The organism is Kitasatospora sp. NPDC089913 (assembly GCF_044748625.1).
Lineage (GTDB): Bacteria > Actinomycetota > Actinomycetes > Streptomycetales > Streptomycetaceae > Kitasatospora.
The window spans coordinates 1-19,489 of the sequence record NZ_JBIVGI010000003.1 but is presented as its reverse complement, the minus strand read 5'-3'; the positions used below and the strand labels follow the sequence as shown (position 1 = coordinate 19,489).

18 protein-coding genes and 1 pseudogene are annotated in these 19,489 nt (G+C 71.5%); 12 read left to right on the top strand and 7 right to left on the bottom strand.

All coding sequences use genetic code 11. From position 1 onward, the window contains the following. Nucleotides 1-21: 21 nt before the first annotated feature. The 3 genes and pseudogenes from ACIPYS_RS06685 to ACIPYS_RS06675 form a co-directional block, all read right to left on the bottom strand. Entirely contained in the window at nucleotides 22-621 is a 600-nt protein-coding gene (locus ACIPYS_RS06685; protein ID WP_400744045.1) for a hypothetical protein, read from the bottom strand. 174 nt (nucleotides 622-795) lie between these two features. Continuing rightward, complete coding sequence (locus tag ACIPYS_RS06680) at nucleotides 796-1,170, bottom strand: hypothetical protein (RefSeq protein ID WP_400744042.1); 375 nt, start codon at nucleotides 1,168-1,170, stop codon at nucleotides 796-798. A gap of 37 nt (nucleotides 1,171-1,207) precedes the next feature. Then, nucleotides 1,208-1,339: pseudogene (locus tag ACIPYS_RS06675) on the bottom strand (hypothetical protein); the annotation flags it as partial. Between the two features lie 763 nt (nucleotides 1,340-2,102). Here ACIPYS_RS06675 and ACIPYS_RS06670 point away from each other — a divergent pair. The 3 genes from ACIPYS_RS06670 (at nucleotide 2,103) to ACIPYS_RS06660 (ending at nucleotide 4,951) form a co-directional block, all read left to right on the top strand. Beyond that, nucleotides 2,103-2,690: a CDP-alcohol phosphatidyltransferase family protein gene (locus ACIPYS_RS06670; protein WP_400744039.1), complete on the top strand. Its 588-nt coding sequence runs from the start codon at nucleotides 2,103-2,105 to the stop codon at nucleotides 2,688-2,690. A gap of 246 nt (nucleotides 2,691-2,936) precedes the next feature. After that, complete coding sequence (locus ACIPYS_RS06665; RefSeq protein ID WP_400744036.1) at nucleotides 2,937-4,409, top strand: MFS transporter; 1,473 nt, start codon at nucleotides 2,937-2,939, stop codon at nucleotides 4,407-4,409. A 65-nt stretch (nucleotides 4,410-4,474) separates the two neighbouring features. Beyond that, nucleotides 4,475-4,951, top strand: a complete 477-nt coding sequence (locus tag ACIPYS_RS06660) for a tetratricopeptide repeat protein (RefSeq protein ID WP_400744033.1) — start codon at nucleotides 4,475-4,477, stop codon at nucleotides 4,949-4,951. A 253-nt stretch (nucleotides 4,952-5,204) separates the two neighbouring features. On the opposite strand, the gene ACIPYS_RS06655 is transcribed toward ACIPYS_RS06660, so the two are convergent. Further along, nucleotides 5,205-5,759: a hypothetical protein gene (locus tag ACIPYS_RS06655; RefSeq protein WP_400744030.1), complete on the bottom strand. Its 555-nt coding sequence runs from the start codon at nucleotides 5,757-5,759 to the stop codon at nucleotides 5,205-5,207. 71 nt (nucleotides 5,760-5,830) lie between these two features. Next, nucleotides 5,831-6,556: an alpha/beta hydrolase gene (locus ACIPYS_RS06650; protein ID WP_400744712.1), complete on the bottom strand. Its 726-nt coding sequence runs from the start codon at nucleotides 6,554-6,556 to the stop codon at nucleotides 5,831-5,833. Nucleotides 6,557-7,301: 745 nt separating this feature from the next. On the opposite strand from ACIPYS_RS06650, the gene ACIPYS_RS06645 reads away from it, so the two are divergent. Further along, nucleotides 7,302-7,538: a hypothetical protein gene (locus ACIPYS_RS06645; RefSeq protein WP_093863671.1), complete on the top strand. Its 237-nt coding sequence runs from the start codon at nucleotides 7,302-7,304 to the stop codon at nucleotides 7,536-7,538. A gap of 206 nt (nucleotides 7,539-7,744) precedes the next feature. Here ACIPYS_RS06645 and ACIPYS_RS06640 read toward each other — a convergent pair whose 3' ends face one another. Together ACIPYS_RS06640 and ACIPYS_RS06635 are read right to left on the bottom strand one after the other, a co-directional pair. Continuing rightward, entirely contained in the window at nucleotides 7,745-8,191 is a 447-nt protein-coding gene (locus ACIPYS_RS06640) for a DUF4265 domain-containing protein (protein WP_400744027.1), read from the bottom strand. A gap of 175 nt (nucleotides 8,192-8,366) precedes the next feature. Next, nucleotides 8,367-8,621, bottom strand: coding sequence for a hexameric tyrosine-coordinated heme protein (locus ACIPYS_RS06635; RefSeq protein WP_093863669.1), 255 nt, complete (start codon nucleotides 8,619-8,621; stop codon nucleotides 8,367-8,369). A gap of 122 nt (nucleotides 8,622-8,743) precedes the next feature. Between ACIPYS_RS06635 and ACIPYS_RS06630 the strand changes: the two genes are divergently transcribed. The 8 genes from ACIPYS_RS06630 (at nucleotide 8,744) to ACIPYS_RS06595 (ending at nucleotide 19,365) form a co-directional block, all read left to right on the top strand. Next, nucleotides 8,744-9,163, top strand: coding sequence for a DUF1622 domain-containing protein (locus tag ACIPYS_RS06630; protein WP_093865382.1), 420 nt, complete (start codon nucleotides 8,744-8,746; stop codon nucleotides 9,161-9,163). Continuing rightward, on the top strand, nucleotides 9,160-9,447 hold the full coding sequence (locus ACIPYS_RS06625) for a hypothetical protein (protein WP_093863668.1): 288 nt from the start codon (nucleotides 9,160-9,162) through the stop codon (nucleotides 9,445-9,447). The genes ACIPYS_RS06630 and ACIPYS_RS06625 overlap by 4 nt, the downstream gene beginning before the upstream one ends. Nucleotides 9,448-9,677: 230 nt before the next feature. Beyond that, on the top strand, nucleotides 9,678-10,154 hold the full coding sequence (locus ACIPYS_RS06620) for a hypothetical protein (RefSeq protein WP_093863667.1): 477 nt from the start codon (nucleotides 9,678-9,680) through the stop codon (nucleotides 10,152-10,154). Nucleotides 10,155-10,281: 127 nt separating this feature from the next. Beyond that, complete coding sequence (locus ACIPYS_RS06615) at nucleotides 10,282-11,238, top strand: hypothetical protein (protein WP_400744021.1); 957 nt, start codon at nucleotides 10,282-10,284, stop codon at nucleotides 11,236-11,238. 117 nt (nucleotides 11,239-11,355) lie between these two features. Then, the gene (locus tag ACIPYS_RS06610) at nucleotides 11,356-12,819 is read left to right on the top strand and encodes a peptidoglycan-binding protein (RefSeq protein WP_400744018.1); all 1,464 of its coding nucleotides are present in this window, start codon (nucleotides 11,356-11,358) and stop codon (nucleotides 12,817-12,819) included. Beyond that, nucleotides 12,816-13,502, top strand: coding sequence for an ABC transporter ATP-binding protein (locus tag ACIPYS_RS06605; protein ID WP_400744015.1), 687 nt, complete (start codon nucleotides 12,816-12,818; stop codon nucleotides 13,500-13,502). The genes ACIPYS_RS06610 and ACIPYS_RS06605 overlap by 4 nt, the downstream gene beginning before the upstream one ends. Nucleotides 13,503-13,600: 98 nt before the next feature. Further along, on the top strand, nucleotides 13,601-14,800 hold the full coding sequence (locus tag ACIPYS_RS06600) for an ABC transporter permease (protein ID WP_231978922.1): 1,200 nt from the start codon (nucleotides 13,601-13,603) through the stop codon (nucleotides 14,798-14,800). 233 nt (nucleotides 14,801-15,033) lie between these two features. Further along, nucleotides 15,034-19,365, top strand: a complete 4,332-nt coding sequence (locus ACIPYS_RS06595) for a hypothetical protein (RefSeq protein ID WP_400744012.1) — start codon at nucleotides 15,034-15,036, stop codon at nucleotides 19,363-19,365. Nucleotides 19,366-19,489: the final 124 nt, after the last annotated feature.

Sequence of the window (19,489 nt, the reverse complement as noted above, 5' to 3'; positions counted from 1 at the left end):
TCCTTCACGGGGTCGTCGGCGTCATCGGGAGGCGGGGCGCGGGCCGGAGCGGCGGACGGCAGGGGTGGAGTTGCCAGTAGGAGCGGTCCTGCCCTTCTCGTCGCCGCCGGAGCGGACCACCTCGAGGCACAGGTCACGCACCGCCAGCAGCGCCGTCCGCAGTTCCTCGGTGCCCACCCGCTGCGACCGGCTGCGCTCCAGCACCTGTCGCGCGGTCCGGTAGCCGGGCACCAGGGCGGCGTGGTCGACCGAGAGCAGGGAAATCCGGTCCCCGGCGGGGACGCCGATCTCGTCGAGCGTGCCCTCGAGCAGGGTCACGGCCTCCTCCAGCGAGCGGGCGGGGTCGTCGACGAACAGCTCCTGCAGGGCAGTGAGCCGGTTGCCGACCTCTTCGGCGCGGCGCTGCGGCAGCCGGGTGAGCGCCAGCTGCCGGACCTGTCGCAACCGGCCCGCCAGCTCGTGCTCGGCCTCCCTGGTGCGGCCGCCGTGCGCGCGAACCGTCCGGTCGTACTCCGGACCGAAACGCTGCTGCAGCCGACGGGTGTTCCACCGCGGCAGCAGCACGGCGAGGGCCGCCGCGACTGCCAGCACGGCCGCCACCAGAACGATCCAGACACTCATACCGCTCCTCCTTCGGTTCGACACGGCCCGCGGTGGCCGGCCGCTCCCGTCCCTTCGGGTTCCCGCTCAGACGAGTTCAAACAGCCACTCCCCCGGAAACGTCGACCGCCCGGGTTCGGGAGACCCGCCCTGGCGCCCGGACGGACACTCATGTGCGCTACAGACCGGCGGAGTTCACCCCCGAGGAAGCAGGTCGCAGTGTTCCGCGGCCCCCGCCGGCGAGCCACTCAGGACACCCGAGCCCGCACCCGTGGTCGCCCCCTCCTCGATCGCGGCCCGGTGGGCGTCCTCGGGTTCTCGCAGCCGGTTGTCGTGCCGACACCGGATCGCCTCGCGCTGCGCCGCGCTCTCGTCGATCGCACCCTGGCGGGCGGCAGCGTGCTCACGCATCTGGCGGCGTAGTTCCTGGTAGGCGGTGTGGCCGGTGTGGCCGGTGTGCGGGTTGCGGGTCGGCCCGGTCTGTGCGGGGCGGGGAGCGGGCCACTCGTCGGGGTCGTGGTCGGCCTGCGGCGCGGGGGCGGGACCGACGCGGACGTCGATGGCGGTCACGGTGCCGGGGCGCGGTTGGTCGAGGGCGGGTGAGGATGCGGCGGGTCTGGTAGCGGAGTTGGGCGGCCCAGGAGGGGAAGTCTGCGGTCACGCGCAGCCGTTGGGTGGTGCGGTCGTAGCCGGCGAGGGGCCGGTGGGTGGCGGCGTCGGGGCCGACGATGTGGGCCAGTGGTCGCGCAGGCCTGCGCCGGTGGTTCCCAGGGTCCAGCCGTGGGCGGCGACCGGGGCGAGGAACACCTCCGCGATCGGCTCGGGTACGCGCGGGCTGCGGCGGTGGCGGGTCGGGCCGTGCGGGCGGTCCCTGGGGCCGGGGTGGTGCCGTTGGCGCGGGCGGCCTGGTGGGCGGCGCGCAGAGCGGTACGGGCGCCCCTTCAGGCCGCGACCGATCGGCCCGGTGCTGGACGCCGGCGCGCCCTGGACACCACCAAGGCCGACCGCGCCTTCACCTCTCGCCACGCCGGCGCTCCGGCGCAGCGCTCCGGGAGCGGCCCGGTGGTGCCCTGATTCTGCGGTTGTCCGGGCTCAGGTCCGGGGGCGGGGCGCCGGTCGCGCACCGCCCCCGTCGACCAGCGCCGGTTGTCTCCCTCGGCCGCACCGCTTCGACCACTTGGGTGACAGCACCCCCGGCCTACCCCATGCCCGCGTGTTCGCCTTCGAGCAGGGCACCCCCGGAGGCACGGTCCCACACCGCACACCGTGCGACCGGGGCGGCTACTCTCGGTGGACGTCGGGCGTGGTACCGACGTGGGCCGGTAAACCACCGGAAACGGTGACTCCCAAGACATCCGCCCACGGGACACCGGCGATGCCGGGCCGTGACGACCATCGACGTCCGGAACCGCCGGACCTGATCACACGCACCACAGTCGAGAACGGGGCCGAGGCGCCTGCGGGCAGGAGAACAGGTAGTGCGGATCCCGACGGTTCCCAATGTGCTGAGCATGCTGCGACTCGCGGGTGTTCCGGTCTTCCTCTGGCTCGCCCTGCTCCCCTTGCTGGGGCGCGACAACCAGGACCTGTGGGCCGTTCTGGTCCTTGCTCTCAGCGGGATCACCGACTACCTGGACGGCTACCTCGCGCGAAGGCTCGACCAGGTGAGCGATCTCGGCCGGATCCTGGACCCGGCCGCGGACCGTCTCTACACTGCGGCGACGCTGGTGGCACTGACTCTGCGCGATCTCATTCCCGTCTGGCTCGTCATTGCGCTCGTCGCCCGTGATGCGGTCATGGCAGCTGGGGTCGTGCTGGTGCGACGGAAGGGATTCGAGCCGCTGCAGGTGAGCTTCGTCGGAAAATCGGCCACCTTCTGCCTGATGATCGGATTCCCGTTGGTCCTGCTCGGATCCACCGTTTTCCCGGGCGCCTGGGTGCCCCACGCCGTCGGCTGGGGAGCCGTGCTCTGGGGCTCGAGCCTGTACTTCGTCGCACTTCTCTTCTATTTCCGGCAGATCGCCGGGCTGGTACCGCTGGTACCCGCCCCCGGTCAGGTGGCAGGGGGGCGATCGGCACCTCGGCCGTGACGAGCAGGGTGATGACGTCGTCGACGGTCTCCAGCGACGGCACGCCTGAGAACCCCTGGTGACAGCCCGCCCCCGCTGTCGGCGGGCTGTCGGCGCTGTCAGTGGGATGACAGCGGCCTGTCGGCGCGCTCCCGCAGGCTCTGGGGAGACGGGCGGCAGTGCCACGGCGGCAGTGCGGACGGCATCGATGCACCGCGACGCCCGCCCCGACACCCGCCCCGACACCCGTCCCGAGAGGAGGCCGCCATGACCGGCACCGAAACCACCACCGCCGCCCCAGCCGCGGCGCCGCGCACCTATCCGTCGCTGCGCGCGGCGTGGATCCCGATGGCCGCGCTCTGCCTGGCCTTCTTCGTCGAGATGGTCGACAACACGCTGCTGTCCATCGCCCTGCCCACCATCGGCCGCGACCTGGGCAGCGGCACCACCGCGCTGCAGTGGGTCACCGGCGCGTACTCGCTGACCTTCGGCGGCCTGCTGCTGACCGCCGGATCGATGGCCGACCGTCTCGGCCGCCGCCGCGTCCTGCTGGTCGGCCTCGCCGTGTTCGGCCTGCTCAGCCTGTGCGTCGCCCTCGTCACCGGCGCCGGGCAGCTGATCGCCCTGCGCGCCGGCCTCGGCATCGCCGCCGCCGCCATGGCCCCGATCACCAACTCCCTGGTCTTCCGGCTCTTCGACGACGCGGCACTGCGGATGCGGGCGATGACCGTCATGATCGTCGTCGGCATGTCCGGCTTCGTCCTCGGCCCGCTGCTCGGCGGCACCGCCCTGGCCCACGTCAAGTGGCAGTGGCTGCTGCTCGTCAACGCCCCGATCGCACTGATCGCCGCCATCGGCGTGCGCCTGGGCGTCCCCGCCGACCGGCCCGAGGACCTCACCCGCGACCGGCTCGACCTGCCCGGCGCCGTGCTTAGCGTCGCCACCATCGGCCTCGCCTGCTACTCGCTCACCAGCGGCGTCGACCACGGCTGGACCTCCGCCCCCACCATCGGCTCGATCCTCGGCGCCCTCGCCGCCGGCCTCGCCTTCGTCCGGCACGAGCGCCGCACCGCCGCCCCCATGCTCGACCTGAAACTGTTCACCAACGGCACCGTCCGCGGCGCCGCCATCGCCCAGATCGGCACCGCCATCGCCATGGCCGCCGTCATGTTCGGCCTGATCCTGCACTTCCAGTACGCCTACGGCTGGAGCCCCGTCAAAGCCGGCCTGGCCAACCTGCCGATCATCGTCACCATGCTCGCCGCCACCCCGCTGTCCGAGTGGCTCGCCAAGCGCTGCGGCCACCGCATCGCCTGCCTGGTCGGCGCCGCCTGCCTGGCCGGCTCCCTGGCCGGCCTCGCCTGGGGCGTCTCGCACGGCTACGCCGCCATCGCGGTGTGCATGGTCGTGATGACCGTCGGCCTGCGCACCGTGATGACCATCTGCGCCATCGCCCTGGTCGAGAAGATGCCGGAGAACCGCACCTCGATCGGCACCGCCCTCAACGACACCGCGCAGGAGGTCGGCAGCAGCTTCGGCACCGCCGTCGTCGGCACCCTGATCGCCGCCCTGGTCACCACCCAGCTCCCCGCCGGCACCTGGGACAGCGCCCTCGTCCACTCCTTCTTCCACGGCGAGCGGATCACCTACGCCGTGCTGGCGGTCATCGTCGGCCTGGTCACCGCATTCGGCGCACTCACCCTCACCGACTCCCACAGCACCGAGGAGCAGCCCGCCTGACCCCTCCGGTGCTTCGACTGCGACCGGTGCCCCGCCCCTCCCGGCGGGGCACCGGTCGCAGTCGGATGCCCTCCCGGGTCACCCGGTCTGCCACAGAACTCGGCGAGGAGCACCCCGACACCCCGACCGCCTGTGCCGACCTCGCCGCCTCCTACTGGCAGGCGGGACGCACCGACGAGGCCGCCAGTCTGTTGCGTTCCGTTGTGGAGCACCGGGACCGTGTTCTCGGTCCCGCGCACCCGGACACCATGATGTGCAGGGTGGACCTGGCAACCGTGCTGACCGAGCGGGGGCGTGATCTGCTGCCCGGTGACACGCTGCGCGCGTGGCGGGATGTGGCCGAAGCGGTCCAGGCGGTCGGCCCGTACCCGTCGGGTGATCAGGCCGGGTACGGTCCCGTGCTCGCCCGCGTACGGGATTTGCGCCGCGGTGCTGGACGCCGACGGGCAGCCCGAAGCCGCCGCCGACTTCCGGTCACCATTCAGGCCCGGCGACGATGCTGCGGACAGGAGCCGACCATGACCCCACCCCCTCGGCCATGACGCAGACCCGCCGGGAAGCAGCCGCAGGTCGACAGCCTGTTCGGCGAGCACCGACAGGCCTGACCGCCCGTTCCCCAGGCACCCTGCCCACAACCCCTCTCGGCCCCCGGCAGCAGGTTCTCGATGTTCCAGGGCGTTGGCCTCGGGGCCGCCCGGCGAGCGCGAACGAAACCAGGGTGCGGGCCGAGAACACAGGCGGCGGGTGCCACCTCGCCGGGCTGCGGGGCGGTAGCCCCGTTCCGCTCCGCCCACTTCAGCTGGACGGCCCCGACGTGGCCGGGGGCATCAGGCAGGGTGTCCTGACCTGGAAGAGCAGCAGCCCTCCGGTCGTGGTCTCGACGGTGATCAGATACCGGCTCGACGCCTGGGAGGCATCCAGGACCGTGTCCACCTTGCCGTCCGTGGTCTCCCGGTAGCCGTCGATCTTGAATCCCTGCTGTTCGAGCATCGCGCGGACCTTGCGGACTGCCTCGGGGTGCTGCTCGACCGGGGCGGAACTGTACACCGCGTACGCCATCTTGTACCGGCCGTCCTGGGCGACCTCGTCGTTGTTGCCGACGCAGTCGTTGAAGAACGGTTCGGCGCTGCCGGCGTCGAGGGTGAGGCCGGCGCTCTGCGCCATGTACTCGGTCATGTGCTGGGCCCAGTCCTGGACCTCCTGGCGGGCCTTGACCGGCAGCGGATCGTTGGGACCGGGCGTGGACATGCATCCTCCGAGGATCAGGGGCAGGCAGAGCGCCAGCGCGGCGACGGCGAGGCGCCGCGCGGCGGTGGGGCGGGCGGCGAGGCGTGGCAGGGGGAACGGCACGGTGGAATTCCTTGCGGCTGGAACGAGAGTGAGGACCGAACGGTCGGGCCGCGGCCGGCCCGGCCCGGTGGTCACAGGGGACCCGGTGAGGTGACGGCTGTCCGGGGAACCGTGCCCGGCGGTTTCCCGACGATGATGCGGCCCTGATTGGCGAGGCTGTGGCTGCCGTCGTCCCAGTAGCCGCTGTGCCCGGAGGTGTCGACCACGAATCGCTGCCCGCCGAAGTTGTCCTTTATCGGGTCCTCGCCGAGGGTGAGTCCCGCAGCCAGAGCGATATTGTCGTCCGCCGCCCGGCCGGTCCAGAAGTGGCTCGGGTCGATGTGCAGCTGGTCGGCACGCTCAACGGTCATGCCAGGACTCGCAACAGCGACGATCTCATCGGCGCCCAGTCCCGCCCCGCTGGCGGCAGCCGCACCGACGAGCGTCGTTCCGTAGCTGTGGCCGAACACCGAGAGGTGACTGGGGTGGTCGCCCTGGGCGGCCCGGGTGCCCTGGGTGAACTGGCGAAGCGCCTCCGCCCCGTCCGTGGCCCTGCTGGTCGAGCCGACCGCAAGGTTCGGCGCCTGCACGACCGGGACCTCGGGAGCGTCGTAGCCGAGCCACGAGATCACCGACACCTTCCGGTCGGTCCCCTTCGCCGCCCCTTTCGCGGCCTCCTGAAGGTCATTGGCACGCGTGGGCTGGCCCCCTGTGCTGTCGATCGTCGATGGCCCACTGTGTTCCCCTCCCGACAGCTCATCAGTCAGCAGAAAGCCTATTGCGGTGACCTGCCGACCCCCATCCGTACAAGCACTCATCCGGTATGACACGAATGCGATCGTTTGGAAACGCCGAAAGTGCCTCTCGAGAAGCACCCGTCCCGCGATGGCCGGCGCGCCCGCGCTGCTCACCGACCGGAACCGGCCACACCCCGCGGACCGGCCACTGTGCGTTCCTGCCGACCGGGACCGTGGGACCGGTCCATCCGGGCCGCCGGCCGGGAGAACGGGGAGTTCGACATGGGCGGGCTCCGGGACGGTCGAGATGCCCGGACCGGTCCGACCGGTCCGGGCGCAACCCGTATCCAGAGGTGCGCGCGGAGTCGGCGACATCGCCGGCGGGACAGCACCGCAGGCTGTTCTGCGGCTGTTGGGCAGCCGCAGAACAGCCTGTGATATGCGGCGATGCGCCAAACTGGGCCTGTCGACCTGTTGGGGGGCAACGGGTCCAGCACCGGGCGGTGCGGCACAAGAACAGGCGTCACAGGGGTCGCAGACGACCAGGCCGAAGTCCCGGTCGAGGGTCCCTTTATCCGCGGGGGTCAGCCGGCACCGTCGGCCTTCAGGGCCTGGACCGTGTCGGTCGTCGCTGGTCCTTGACACCTCAACAGGCCATCCCGGATCTCGACGCCCGGCAGACAGGTCAAAAACGGCAAAGCCGCGAGAACGGTGCAGGTTGCGAAGGGTCCTCCCAGCGAACGCGGGGGTACCCCTGTCTGTTCGGTCGAGGTCGGGGACCAGTACGTTCGTGTGGTCGAGGGTGGGGCCAACCGCAGGAGTGCACATGGGCGATAGTCAGGTCACGATCAAGCTCACGAGTGACGAGGCGCTGGTGTTGTCGGACTGGCTGGAGAAGCTGCAGATGACGGACCTGAGCCGAGTTGTCGACGATCCGGCGGTCTGGGCGCCGATCCATCGCATCGCCGGGGCGCTGGACAAGTCACTTCCCGGGCTGTTCGCGCCTGACCATGACCAGCGGCTCGAGGCCGCTCGCCGACGGCTTCGGCCGGAGGAGGACTGAGTAGACGGGCCTGGAGCGGTCCCCTGCCTCCTGCAGGTCGGGGTTCCTGGAAGGGTCCGTCGCGGAGCATCGCGAAGAAGACATCGGCCCGTCGTCGGGCGAGGCAGGGCAGGACCTGGGTGCGCTGTTTGCCCTGAGCGACGGTTTCCTTCTCCGAGCGAGTTCGGCCAGGTCGACGACGAGGTCCGAGATCGGACCTCGTCCGTTCAGTCCGCGGTGCCGAACCACCATTCGGCGTTGTCCACGCCGGCCGCCCAGTCGTTCATGACCCGCTCGACGGCAGGGAGTCCGACCTGCCGGGCAACCGTCGCCACGATGAACCGCCCGTCCGCCGGTGCCTCGGCCAGCCCGTCCAGAGGAACGAGGCCGGCCTGCAGGTCTGCCAGGTCCTCCGACGAGAAGGGGCCTCCGCGGTAGGCCTGGATGCAGACATTGGCGCCGCGCTCGGTCACCTCGAACGTCCCGTCGTCGGCGATCCGCAGCACGTCTCCGGCAGCGCATCCGAGTACCAGTCCAGGGCTTCCGCTCAACTCGAACGACCGCTCTCCGAGCACCCGGGCAGGAAGTACCTCGAGAACAGGCCGCCCAGCACTGTTGCGGCCCGCCAGCAGCCGTATGTGGGTGTCGGCACCGACGTCGAGCTCGTCCATCATGAGCGCGATCGTGTCACACGGTGGTGTCGACAAGAGTGTCGACCTGCGTCCTCACACGGTGGGCAGACCATCACGACGGAGGACAGCCGCGCGCGCCCCTCGGGCCGTCCGGAGGGCCGTCGTGGTGGCGGCGCTCCGGACGGGCCGGCCGTGGGGGGCGGGCTCGGGCTCTGGCTCAGGGACGCCAGTAGTTGTTGGCCGCGGCGATGGTCTGGAACTCGACGGCGACGGTGTGGGCGGCGGCGATGATGCTGTCCGGGTCGGTGGAGTAGTTCGGCCGGCCGCCCTTGAGCACGTCGAGATCGGGCTGGATGTTGTGCACGGTGTGGCGGGCCAGGGTGAGGGCGAGAGCGCGGCCCTCCTCCGGGGTGCTGGTGATCAGGGTGTTGCCGGGGACCAGGACCAGGGCTTCGTCGGGTACGCGGTTCATGGCACCACTGTCGGCCGCCGACGGCCTTCGTGCGGCCGGACGCCGGGTCTGCGTCGGCCGCACGGGTGACGGGGCGGGCCGGGCGGGGGCCGGGCGGGCCCGGCCCGGTGACACTGGGCTCCATGGACGACTTCCTGTCCGAGTCGACGCTGCACGACATCGTCGACCTGTTCGTTCGCCTGGTCGAGTTCGCGGGCGCGCTGATCATCTTCGTCGGCGCGCTGTGGGCGTTCGTCCGCTTCGTCCTGTTCTGGTTCCGGCCGTCCCGGCCCGCCGCCCCCGAGCCCGGACCGCTCTGGGACTTCACCCGGATCCGGCTGGGGATGGGCCGTTTCCTCGTCCTGGGGCTGGAGTTCCAGCTGGCCGGCGACATCCTGCGGACGGCCGTCGCGCCGACGTTCACCGAGATCGGACAGCTCGGCGCCATCGCCGCGATCCGCACGGCACTGAACTACTTCCTCGGCAAGGAGCTCCGGGAGGAACGCGCCGAGATCGAACGCTCCGCCGCCGGTCCCGTCGCCGCCCGGACCACCGAGGGATGACCGACACCGTCCTGCGGCAGGCCGCGCTCTGGGTCACCGTGCTCGGGGCCGGCGCGGCCGTGCTGGCGGGCCTGCGGCTGCGCCGGGTCCGGCCCGCGGTGACCGTGCTGTCCGACTTCCTGCTCGCGGCGGGGCTGATCCACCTCGCCGGACGGACCGGCTGGACCTCCTTGGCGCTGGTCGCGAGCGTGGGCGCGCTGCGGATCGTGCTCGACCTGGACCTGCGCGCGTTGGCGGGACGGCCGCGCAAGGACGCCGCTGCGCCCCCGACCCGGGCGAGCTGAGCGATCCGAGCGACCGTCGTAGTCCCGTCCTCGTCACAAACGGCGATGCGCATTCCTACAAGTCTCCGCTGCCGCCCTCCTGGCAGGCTTTGCCTCGACAGGACCACGGATCGTGCCGGCAGGAGAGGCGGACGCGCAGTCGCTCCCGCAACGTCGGCGCGCCCTCGCGTGACGCCCTCCCGATCGGCTGCGCCACGGGGCGGCACACCATCTCGATCCCAAGGAGAATCGTGAAGATCGGCAAGCGTGTCGTCCTGGTCGGGACACTGTCGGCGGTCGCTCTGCTCGGAGTGTCGGGCCGGGCCATGGCCTGGGATCCCAGCATGGAGGGCAACAACCTCTGCAACACCGGCGAGATCTGCATCTCGGAGGACCTCAACAACAGCGGCTGCATGAAGGACACCTACTACTCGGCATCGACCTGGTTGAACGCGCGGTGGTCGACGGACGGCCTCAACTGCTACCTCGAGACATCGGGCGCGACACTGTACAACGGCACGGACGGCAGCCCGCGCAACGCAACCTGGGCCCGGAACTTCGATGCTGCGAAGACCGTGCGGATCTACTACAACTCGAACCACTCCGGGCCGAGCTTCCAATTGCGACCCGCGGGCCAGGCGGGCAGCGAAGCCAATTTCTTCAACTTCACGCTCAGCAACGGCATGAACGCCAACGACCGGATGAACTCGCACAAGTTCGGCGCCTGACGGCCGCACTGCCCGGGCCCGTGCCCCTTCCCGCCCCGTGCCCCATTGGTGGCAACGGGCGTCCTCCCGGACCCACCCCTGTTCAACCATGCGCGCTGCCCGGTCCGAGTGCCCTGGAGAATCTCGAATGATGAAGCGTGTTGCGGCGGTTGCCCTACTGACGGTCACGTGCGCTTGCGCGAGCGGCGGGAACGGCTCCGCTCCGTCGACGGACCGCCCGCCCAAGGGTCCGGATCCGGCGGCGGCCGAAATCCTGCGGATCAACGCGTTCTCGGCCAGGCCCGTGACCAGGGGCAAGGACATCGTCCTGCCGCTGACTCCATACCTGCCGACAACGGCGCAGATCAACGCGGAGACGAAGGCGTTCAACCTGCGGGTGCGCAGCTGCATGGCCACGTTCGGCCTGGACTGGCGGGTGCCCCCCGGGGATGCCGTCGACCCGTCGACGGCACCGAGCGAGAGCCGCCGGTACGGGGTCATCGACGCCGCCGAGGTCGAACGCCTCGGCTATCACGCCCCCGGCCCGGTGACGGAAGAGAAGCGGCCCGGCGACGAGGGCGGCCCTGGCGGGAACGTCGACACGAAGGTGCTGAACCTGGTCTTCCTCGGCAAGGGCGAGTCGAGCTACGGGGGGCGCTCCATTCCGGCGGGCGGCTGCGCGGGCGAAGCAAATCGGCTCCTCAACCGGGGCGGCGGCCCGAGCAGCGCGGACGACCAGCGGTTCACGGAACGACTGATCATCGATTCCTTCGAACGGTCCAAGCAGGAGAAGCCCGTCGTGGAGGCGATGGCCGCATGGTCCGCGTGCATGAAGAAGTCGGGCTACGACTACCAGGACATCTGGAAGGCCAACGAGGATCCTCGCTGGACCGCAGCCGAGCCGACCCCGCAGGAGTTCCAGGTCGCCAGGGCCGATGTGGGGTGCAAGCAGGAAGCCAACCTGCCGGGAATCTGGTTCGCGGTGGAGACCGTGTTCGAACAGAAGGCACTCGAGGCGAACGCCCCGGCACTCAAAGCGGCCCAGGACCGCCACAGTGCACGGATCAGGACCGCCGCCGACATCGTCGCCGGTATCGAACGCTGATCGAACGCCGGTCGGGCAACGGACCGGCGGCGGCCGACCGGCGACGGGGCGACTCCGCTCCGCCTCTCCACCGGCGGTCGAGCGGACAGCGGAGACGACGCAGACAGGAGGACCGGAGTGGACGGGCACGTGGCGGATGCCGCCGGGCCGGAACCGGTGCCCGCGCCCCGGCGCGGGCACCGGTTCCTGGCCGCGCTGGTCGCGACGGCCGTGGCCGCCGGCATCGGCGGTACGGCCGCGACGCGGTTCATCACCTCGCCCGGGCAACGGGCCGCGCAGGCGGCTGCCCCGCCGCCGTCGGTGATCACCGCGGCGGTGGAGTCCCGACGACTCGTCGACACGGTCGTGCTGCGCGGCAGGGTGGCCGCGACGCAGAGCGTCGAGGTGTCCCCACAGGTCGTCGCCGGTGGCAAGGACACCGGCAGCCGCACGGTGGTCACGGCTGTGCGGGTGCGTCCCGGCGACGCGGTGAGCGCCGGTCAGGTACTGCTGGAGGTCTCCGGACGGCCGGTGTTCGTGCTGACCGGCGAACTGCCCGTCTACCGGGATCTCAAGCCGGGCAGCGAGGGCAAGGACGTCGAGCAGCTCCAACGCTCGCTCGCCCGACAGGGCCTGAAGACCGGTGCGGACGAGGCGGGCAGGTACGGACCGGGCACCCGCAGGGCGGTCGAGGAGCTCTACCGCCGCTTGGGGTACGACGCACCGCAGTCCCCGGACGTGTCACCGGAGCAGCTCCGGACGGCCCGGGAGCGGGTCACCTCGGCCGAACGCGCGGCCGGAGGGGTCCCGCCCGCAGGTCCCGGGCCGGAGCCGGGGGCCGGGCCGAGGTCGGGTCCGGACTCGGCCGGACGGGCCGTGGCGTATGCGAAAGCCGACCTGGAGCGCGCCCGCGAGGAGCGGGCGGAGCTGGAGTCCCGCGCCGGTGCGATGGTCCCGGCCGGTGAGGTCGTCCTGGTCCGGGACGACATGGCGCGGGTGGACACCGTCAACGCCGTGGTCGGCAAGCCGGTCAAGGAACGCGCCGTGACCCTCTCCTCCGGCGCTCTGCTGGTCGTCGCGCGGCTCGCCCCGCACCAGAAGGACCTGGTCCGGTCGGGGATGCCGGTCCGGATACTGTCCGAACTCACCGGCGCGCAGGCCGATGCTTCGGTGACCGCGGTCGCCGACACCCCGGACACCGCCGACACCCCCGACCCGGCGGGCGGACCGGCGGCCGGACCCGGTGGGTCCTCCGCCGCAGGAGGCAGGGCCTACGCGACGACGGTGACTCCCACGGTGCCGTTGGACCCGGCGCTGGCCGGACAGGACGTACGCCTGACCGTCGAGGCCGCGTCCTCGGACGGGGACGTGCTGGTCGTCCCACTGGCCGCGGTCTCCGCGGGTGCCGATGGCCGGACCCTGGTGACCGTCCTCGCCGCGGACGGATCCCGGCGTCCGGTCGAAGTACGACCCGGCGCGACCGGTGGCGGCTTCATCCAGGTCGCCCCCGCCGATCCGGTCGGACTTCGGCCCGGCGAGCGGGTGGTGGTCGGCGTCCGGCGCGGTGCCGCAACCGACACCGGGACCGGAGGCGACCGGTGACGCCGGTCCTCACTTTCGACGGCGTCGGCCTGACCTACCCGGGCCCACCTCCGGTTCTCGCCCTGCGTCCCGCCGATCTCGTGGTCGAGCGCGGCGAGTTCGTCACGGTGATCGGTCCCTCGGGGTCCGGCAAGTCCACGTTCCTCAACGTCGCCGGTCTGCTCGACCGGCCGACCTGCGGCACCTACCGGCTGGACGGGACCGACACCGGCACCCTCAAGGACAGTGCGCGCACCGCAATTCGGGGAGCCCGCATCGGGTTCGTGTTCCAGGCGTTCCACCTCCTGCCACACCGCAGCGCGGCGGAGAACGTCGAACTGGGGATGCTCTACGGAGCGGTCCCCCGAACGGAGCGCAGCGTCCGCTCCCGCGATGCGCTGACACGCGTCGGACTGGCCCACCGCCTCCACGCCCTGCCCACCACACTTTCGGGCGGGGAACGACAGCGCGTCGCGATCGCCCGCGCACTGGCGCCCCGGCCCGCACTTCTGCTGTGCGACGAACCCACCGGCAACCTGGACAGCGCCACCTCGTCGGACGTCCTCGCGCTGTTGGACGAGCTCAACGCGGACGGCGTCACCGTGCTGCTGATCACCCACGACGCCGCGGTCGCCCGGCGCGGCACCCGCACCCTGGCCATCCGCGACGGCGTCCTGTCCGAACTCGCCGGATCACCCGGATGACCCGCGCCGAGCCACCTGGCACTCCCCACAGCGCCTCGGCCGACCCACCGGACACCCGTCCCGGCAACCACGGCGCCGCTCGGACGCCGCGCTCGCGTATGCGGTGGCGCGACCTGGCCACCGAAGCAGTCGCCGGCGTGCTGCAACGCCCGGCACGCTCCGCGCTGACCGCGCTGGGCACCGTGCTCGGCGTGGGCACGTTCGTCGCGGTTCTCGGTCTCACCGCCACCGCGACCGGGCAGATCGGCGAACGCTTCGACCGCCTGGCCGCGACCGAGGTGACCGTCGAGGACACCGGCGGGGCGGATCCCGCGATGCTGCCACTCGCGTTCACCCCGGATGCCGACGAGCGGGTACGCGCACTCAACGGCGTGACCGGCGCAGGAGTCCACTGGCCCGTTCGGCTGCCGCCCGGCGCGACCGTCCGTGCGGCCCCGGTCGGCCGGGACGCGGACGGCCAGCCCGTCCAGGTCGTCGCCGCCTCCGCCGGAGTCCTCGACGCCGCCGGCGCCCACTTCGCGGAAGGGCGCGGTTGGGACGCCTTCCACGACTCCCGGGCCACACAGGTCGCGGTCCTCGGCCAGGGCGTCGCCGCACGCCTCGGGATCGCCACTCTTGAGACCCGGCCCGCCGTCTTCGTCGGTGACGTCCCGTTCACCGTGGTCGGGATCGTCGCCGACACCGACCGCGAGGCGGACCTGCTGCTCTCCGTCCTGGTCCCGCGAAGCGCCGCGGAGCGGGTCTGGGGGCCGCCCCAGGAGGGCCGGCGCGCCACCATGCTCATCACCACCAGGATCGGCGCCGCCCGGCAGGTCGCCGACGAGGCCCCCTACGCGCTGCGCCCCGACCACCCCGACTACTTCAAACCGGTCCCACCACCGGATCCGCGCACCCTGCGTAACGGGGTCGCGTCCGACCTGAGCGCGCTCTTCCTCCTGCTGGCCGGCATCTGCCTGGTCATCGGCGCCGTCGGCATCGCCAACACCACCCTGGTCGCGGTCATGGAACGCACCTGCGAGATCGGCCTGCGGCGCGCCCTCGGCGCACGCGGACGGCACGTCGCGGGCCAGTTCCTCGCCGAGTCCGCGGCACTCGGCGCGCTCGGCGGGCTGGTGGGGACCGGCCTGGGCGTCGTCACGGTGATCGTGACCAGCACCACGCGCGAGTGGACACCCGTGGTCGCGCCGGGCACGGTCGCGGCGGCCCCCGCCATCGGGCTCGCCACCGGCCTGCTGGCCGGGCTCTATCCGGCCTGGCGCGCCGCCCGCGTCGAACCCGTCGAAGCCCTGCGGAGGTAGCCCAGGTCCGACCCGCTCCGCAGGACGCCCTCCCCGCGTCACTTCCCACCCGCCGCTCTTCGCGGCGGCCTCGCACACCACCGCGACAGGCGGCCCACCGGTCGACGCGCGGCGGCGGGCACACCTGTGCCCGGACACGGGAGGAATCCATGCGACCACGGGGCAGAACCGCACAAAAACGTGAACGGCTGCGAACACGTCACACCTGGACAGCGCTCGGCGCCGCCGCACTCATGGCGTTCGCCGCGCTCTCGGCGAACACCGTCCCGGCGGACGCGGCACCCACGGCGCCGAAGTCCTCCGAGGACCGGGCGTGGACCACCACGGGCGACGCCGAGGGCTTCCACATCGTCGTCGCGGACGCCAGGGACGGCTACGCGTGGCGCACCGCCGCCTCGCTGTCCGAGCCGGGCTTCGACACCGACCTGTGGATCGGCAACGCCTGTGTGACCGGCTCCGGCCGGCATGCCGTCGTCGTCTACGCGCCGCGGACCTTCACCAACAGGCCCGAGCTGATGGCCCGCGGCGGGTTCACCGCGATCGTCGATCTGGCCGACGGCACCGTGACGAAGCTGGACCTGCAGGCCTCGCTCTCCTACTACAACCCGGGCTGCGGCGTCGACGAGACAGCCGTCCTCACCCAGTCCGGTGGGGAGGACAGGGCCGGCACCCGGCTGATCCGCGTCGACGCAGCGACGGGAAGGATCGCCGCCCCGATCGAGACCGAGGGGCAGCTCACCTCCGCTGTCCCGGTCAAGGACGGCTCCGTCGTCGCCGCGGGCGCGGGCGCCCTCGTCAAGGTCGAGACCAGCGGTGCCACCACCCCGGTCTCACGGACCGTCGGTGTGCCGTTCCGCCTCACCGCCGACAAGGACGGCGGCGTGGTGTTCCTCGACTCGGATACCGCCGCCCGGAGCACTGCGGACAGGTCCGTGGACGGGCCGGGGACCGGCCGCACCACCGACTCGGCCGTGGTCGGACGCGTCGCCGGGGACCTGATCAGGAGACCCGATGTGAGAAGGACAAGGCCGACGGAGCTGGCCCGGGGACCGCTGACCGCGACGGGCCTCACCCGCGACGCCGCAGGCACCGTGTACGTGACCGGCCCCGTGACCAGGGGCACGGAGAAGCCGCCCACCAGCACCAGGCTGCTGCCCACGGCACCGAAGGAGGCCAGGGTCAGCACCAAGGGCGAGACTGTCGTCACCCTCAGCGAGTGGGCCGACGGCAGGGACTCGCGACTCGGCCCCGACGAGGCCAGGTCTCCCCGGCCGGTCATGGTGGCGTTGGGTCGCACCGACGGCGGCCGGATCGGCGCGGGAACCGTAGACCCGGGCGCCGTGCCGAGTCCGAACAGGGCCCAGGGTGCGGCTCCTTCGCCGAAACTCGGGGTAGTCCCGGCACCCGGAGCCGCAGGTGCCGCCGTGCCCGGCGCGACGACGGCCGACCCCACCGAGACCGTCGAGTCCGAGCGCACCTGCGCGGTGCCGCGCAACGATCCCCGGAACCAGGCTGTCCAGCCCAAGCCCCGCCAGGTCGAGTGGGCGGTCGACCAAGCCGTCCAGGGCACCTTGAACCAGAACACCGTCCGCCCGGCGAACTGGAAGAACCTGGGGATGCCGGCCTACCAGCCGCAGGCCTTGTTCCCCCGGCCCATCCTCGACGGCAACGGGCGGGTACCGGCACAGATCATGCTCGGCGTCGCCGCACAGGAATCGAACCTGTGGCAGGCCGCGCGCTCGGCGGTTCCCGGTGTCACCGGCAACCCGCTCATCGGCAACTACTACGGCATCGACTACTACGACGGCAATCCGGCCAACGACTGGGACGTCAACTGGTCGAAGGCCGACTGCGGGTACGGTGTCACCCAGGTCACCGACGGCATGCGTCTGGCCGGGAAGGAACGGCCGGGCGAGACCGCCCTGCCCTACCAGACCCAGCGCGCGGTGGCGCTCGACTACGTCACCAACATCGCGGCCGGGCTGCAGATCCTCTCCAACAAGTGGAACCAGACCCGCGCCGCCGGACTGACCGTCAACAACGGCTACGCATCGAAGATCGAGAACTGGTACTTCGCGCTGTGGGCGTACAACTCCGGGTTCTACCCCCGGAGCGGCGACGGAGGCCCCTGGGGTGTCGGCTGGGCCAACAACCCCGCCAACCCCGAGTGGGACGCCGGACGCCTGCCCTTCCTGGAGCACCTCGACGGCACCGACGACTACTCGGATGCCGCTCATCCGCAGGACTGGCCCTACCAGGAGAAGGTCATCGGCTGGGCCGGACACCCGCTGGAAGGTCTTGAGTCCCCGGGAAAAATGGTGAGTGGATACCGCCAGGCGTGGTGGAACGGCAAGGAAGGGAGTGCCCTGACACCCGGGAGTGCCAAGAACCTCCGGGCGGCGGCGAAGCCGGAGGAGTCCTGGTTCTGCACGGCGCAGAACAACTGCATGCCGGGCTACATCTCGGACGGTTCCAGCAACAGCCCTGGACAGGGGCCGTGCGCGCGCGATGACCTCAAGTGCTGGTGGAACCAGCCGGTCACCTGGAAAGCGGACTGCGACTACTCCTGCGGGAACGAACTCGTACGGTTCAACGACACGTACAAGGAGGAACCCGACGGCACGGCCTACCCGCCCGCGTGTTCCCTGGACGGCCTGCCGGCGGGCGCGCTGGTCATCGACGACGTGGCCGACGACGTGCCCTCGGTACGTCCTGGCTGCCCGCGTCCGGCTCCGAACGCGGGCACCTTCACCATGACGTTCGGCAGCGATCCGAACGCCGCGACGTTCCCCGCCAAGGCCGACCTCCACCAGCTCGGCGCCGGCTTCGGAGGGCACTTCTTCTTCTCCCACACCCGCGCCGACGACGCGAAGGGCCGACTCCTGAGGACGTCCGGATCATGGCGCCTCAACCGCCCGATCGAAACCAGGCAGGCCAAGGTCTACGTGCACGTCCCCGACCACGGCGCGCAGACCCGGCAGGCCGTGTACGAGGTGGTCACCGACGCCGGGCCCGCACGCGTCGCGATCGACCAGACGGCAGGGACCGGCAAGAACCGCTGGGTTCCGCTGGGCGCCTTCGCCTTCGGCAACACCGTTCCCGAGGTCCGGCTGACGAACATCGTTCCCGGGGGTACCGGGGACGCAGACATCGCCTTCGACGCCGTCGCCTTCGTCCCGGGCAACTACGTCATGCTCGCGGACTTCAACCTCCCCGAGGCGGACGAGAACGCCCCCGACATCGAGTACGAGAGCTCCTATCTGGAGGACGAGCGTCAGGTCATCAACCTCGGTGTGGGCGGCGGCGCCGGTTGGCGTGCCAACACTCCGGAGAACACCTGCGGTCCCATCGATCGATCGACCGGGCGTCAGACCTGCATACGCGTCGATCCGATGACGCCGGAGGAACTCGTGCAAGTCGCCGAGACCCGGAGCAGAGAGCCGGCGCCCGGCGCCGGACTGGCCGCGGCGTCCCCCGACCTGCTGCCGGGCTGTGTCTCCAGCATCAGCACGCCCTCGACCATGAGCCGGTTCGACGCGTGCGTGAACCGGACGGTCACCCTCACGTACCTGCAGAACCAGGAACCGATCGGCACCCTGGTCTGGGGTGTCACCCACATGGTGAAACTCACGTTCAACGAGACCTACTTCGACGAGCAGTACACCTGGACGCCGTTGCCGGGCTTCACGGCACTGGGTGAAACCTCGCCGATGCTCTCGTTCCAGTGCGCCCCCGCTTGCAGCACAACCGTCACCGGCTCGGAGGGCGGCTGGTTGTGGGTGCCGGGCGACTACCACACGGCGAAGACCTGGGTGCGCCACCAGTGGACCGTCCCGACAGGTACGACCGGCAGCACCAGCATCGACATGGGCGTCGCGATCTCGCCGCGGGTGCCCGAGTTCCCCGAGACCACGGGCGGTGGCCTCAACAACCTCGCCTACGAAGTGCGCTGCGACAATGAGGTCCCCGCCCGCCGCCCGGGTTGCGTGATGAAGGACGTCGTGCCGGTCCTCAAGCTCAACACGAAGAGGTATCCTGCGGCGGGCGCGCTGTACTGGTGGTTGCAGAAGCGCCTGGCGACCCACCCCGGCAGCGCCGAGTGGAAACGGCCGCTCAACCGGGAGAGCAGCGAGGCGAACAGAACGGCCAACCGCGCCGTCATCTGCCCCGGGAGCTGGACGGCCCCCGCTGTCGCCACGGACAGCCCCAGCTGCGACGAGTACCCTTTCGCGGCGAGCAAACAGGGCGGCGGCGGCCAGAACCCGCCGACCGGGTTCACCGGCAACGACTGTGCCCAGCTGTACGCGTCCCGGATGGGAAACGGACCGTACAAGCTCGCATTCGATCCGCGGTTCGCGCTGCCGACCGTGGACTCGGCCGGGTACCTGACCGCTGTCTGCGGGCGAGGAGCCATTCCACTGAAGCACAACACCGGGATCGCGTCACCCATGGGCTGGCACTTGTTCAAGGGCGCTCGCGTGCTGGAGAACGACCGGTTCTACGTCGGGACTCCCGGTTATGCGGGGTGTGATCCCTTCGTGTCCTGCACACCGAACCTTCCCTGATTCCGCGACCGAAGGTGCCGTGGGGGGTGCGGGGCCCCCCCCCGCCCCCATCGGGGGGGGGCCCCGGCGCCCGGGGGGGGGCCCCGTTCCGGGGGGGGCCCCCCAGCACCGCGCCCCCCGCTCG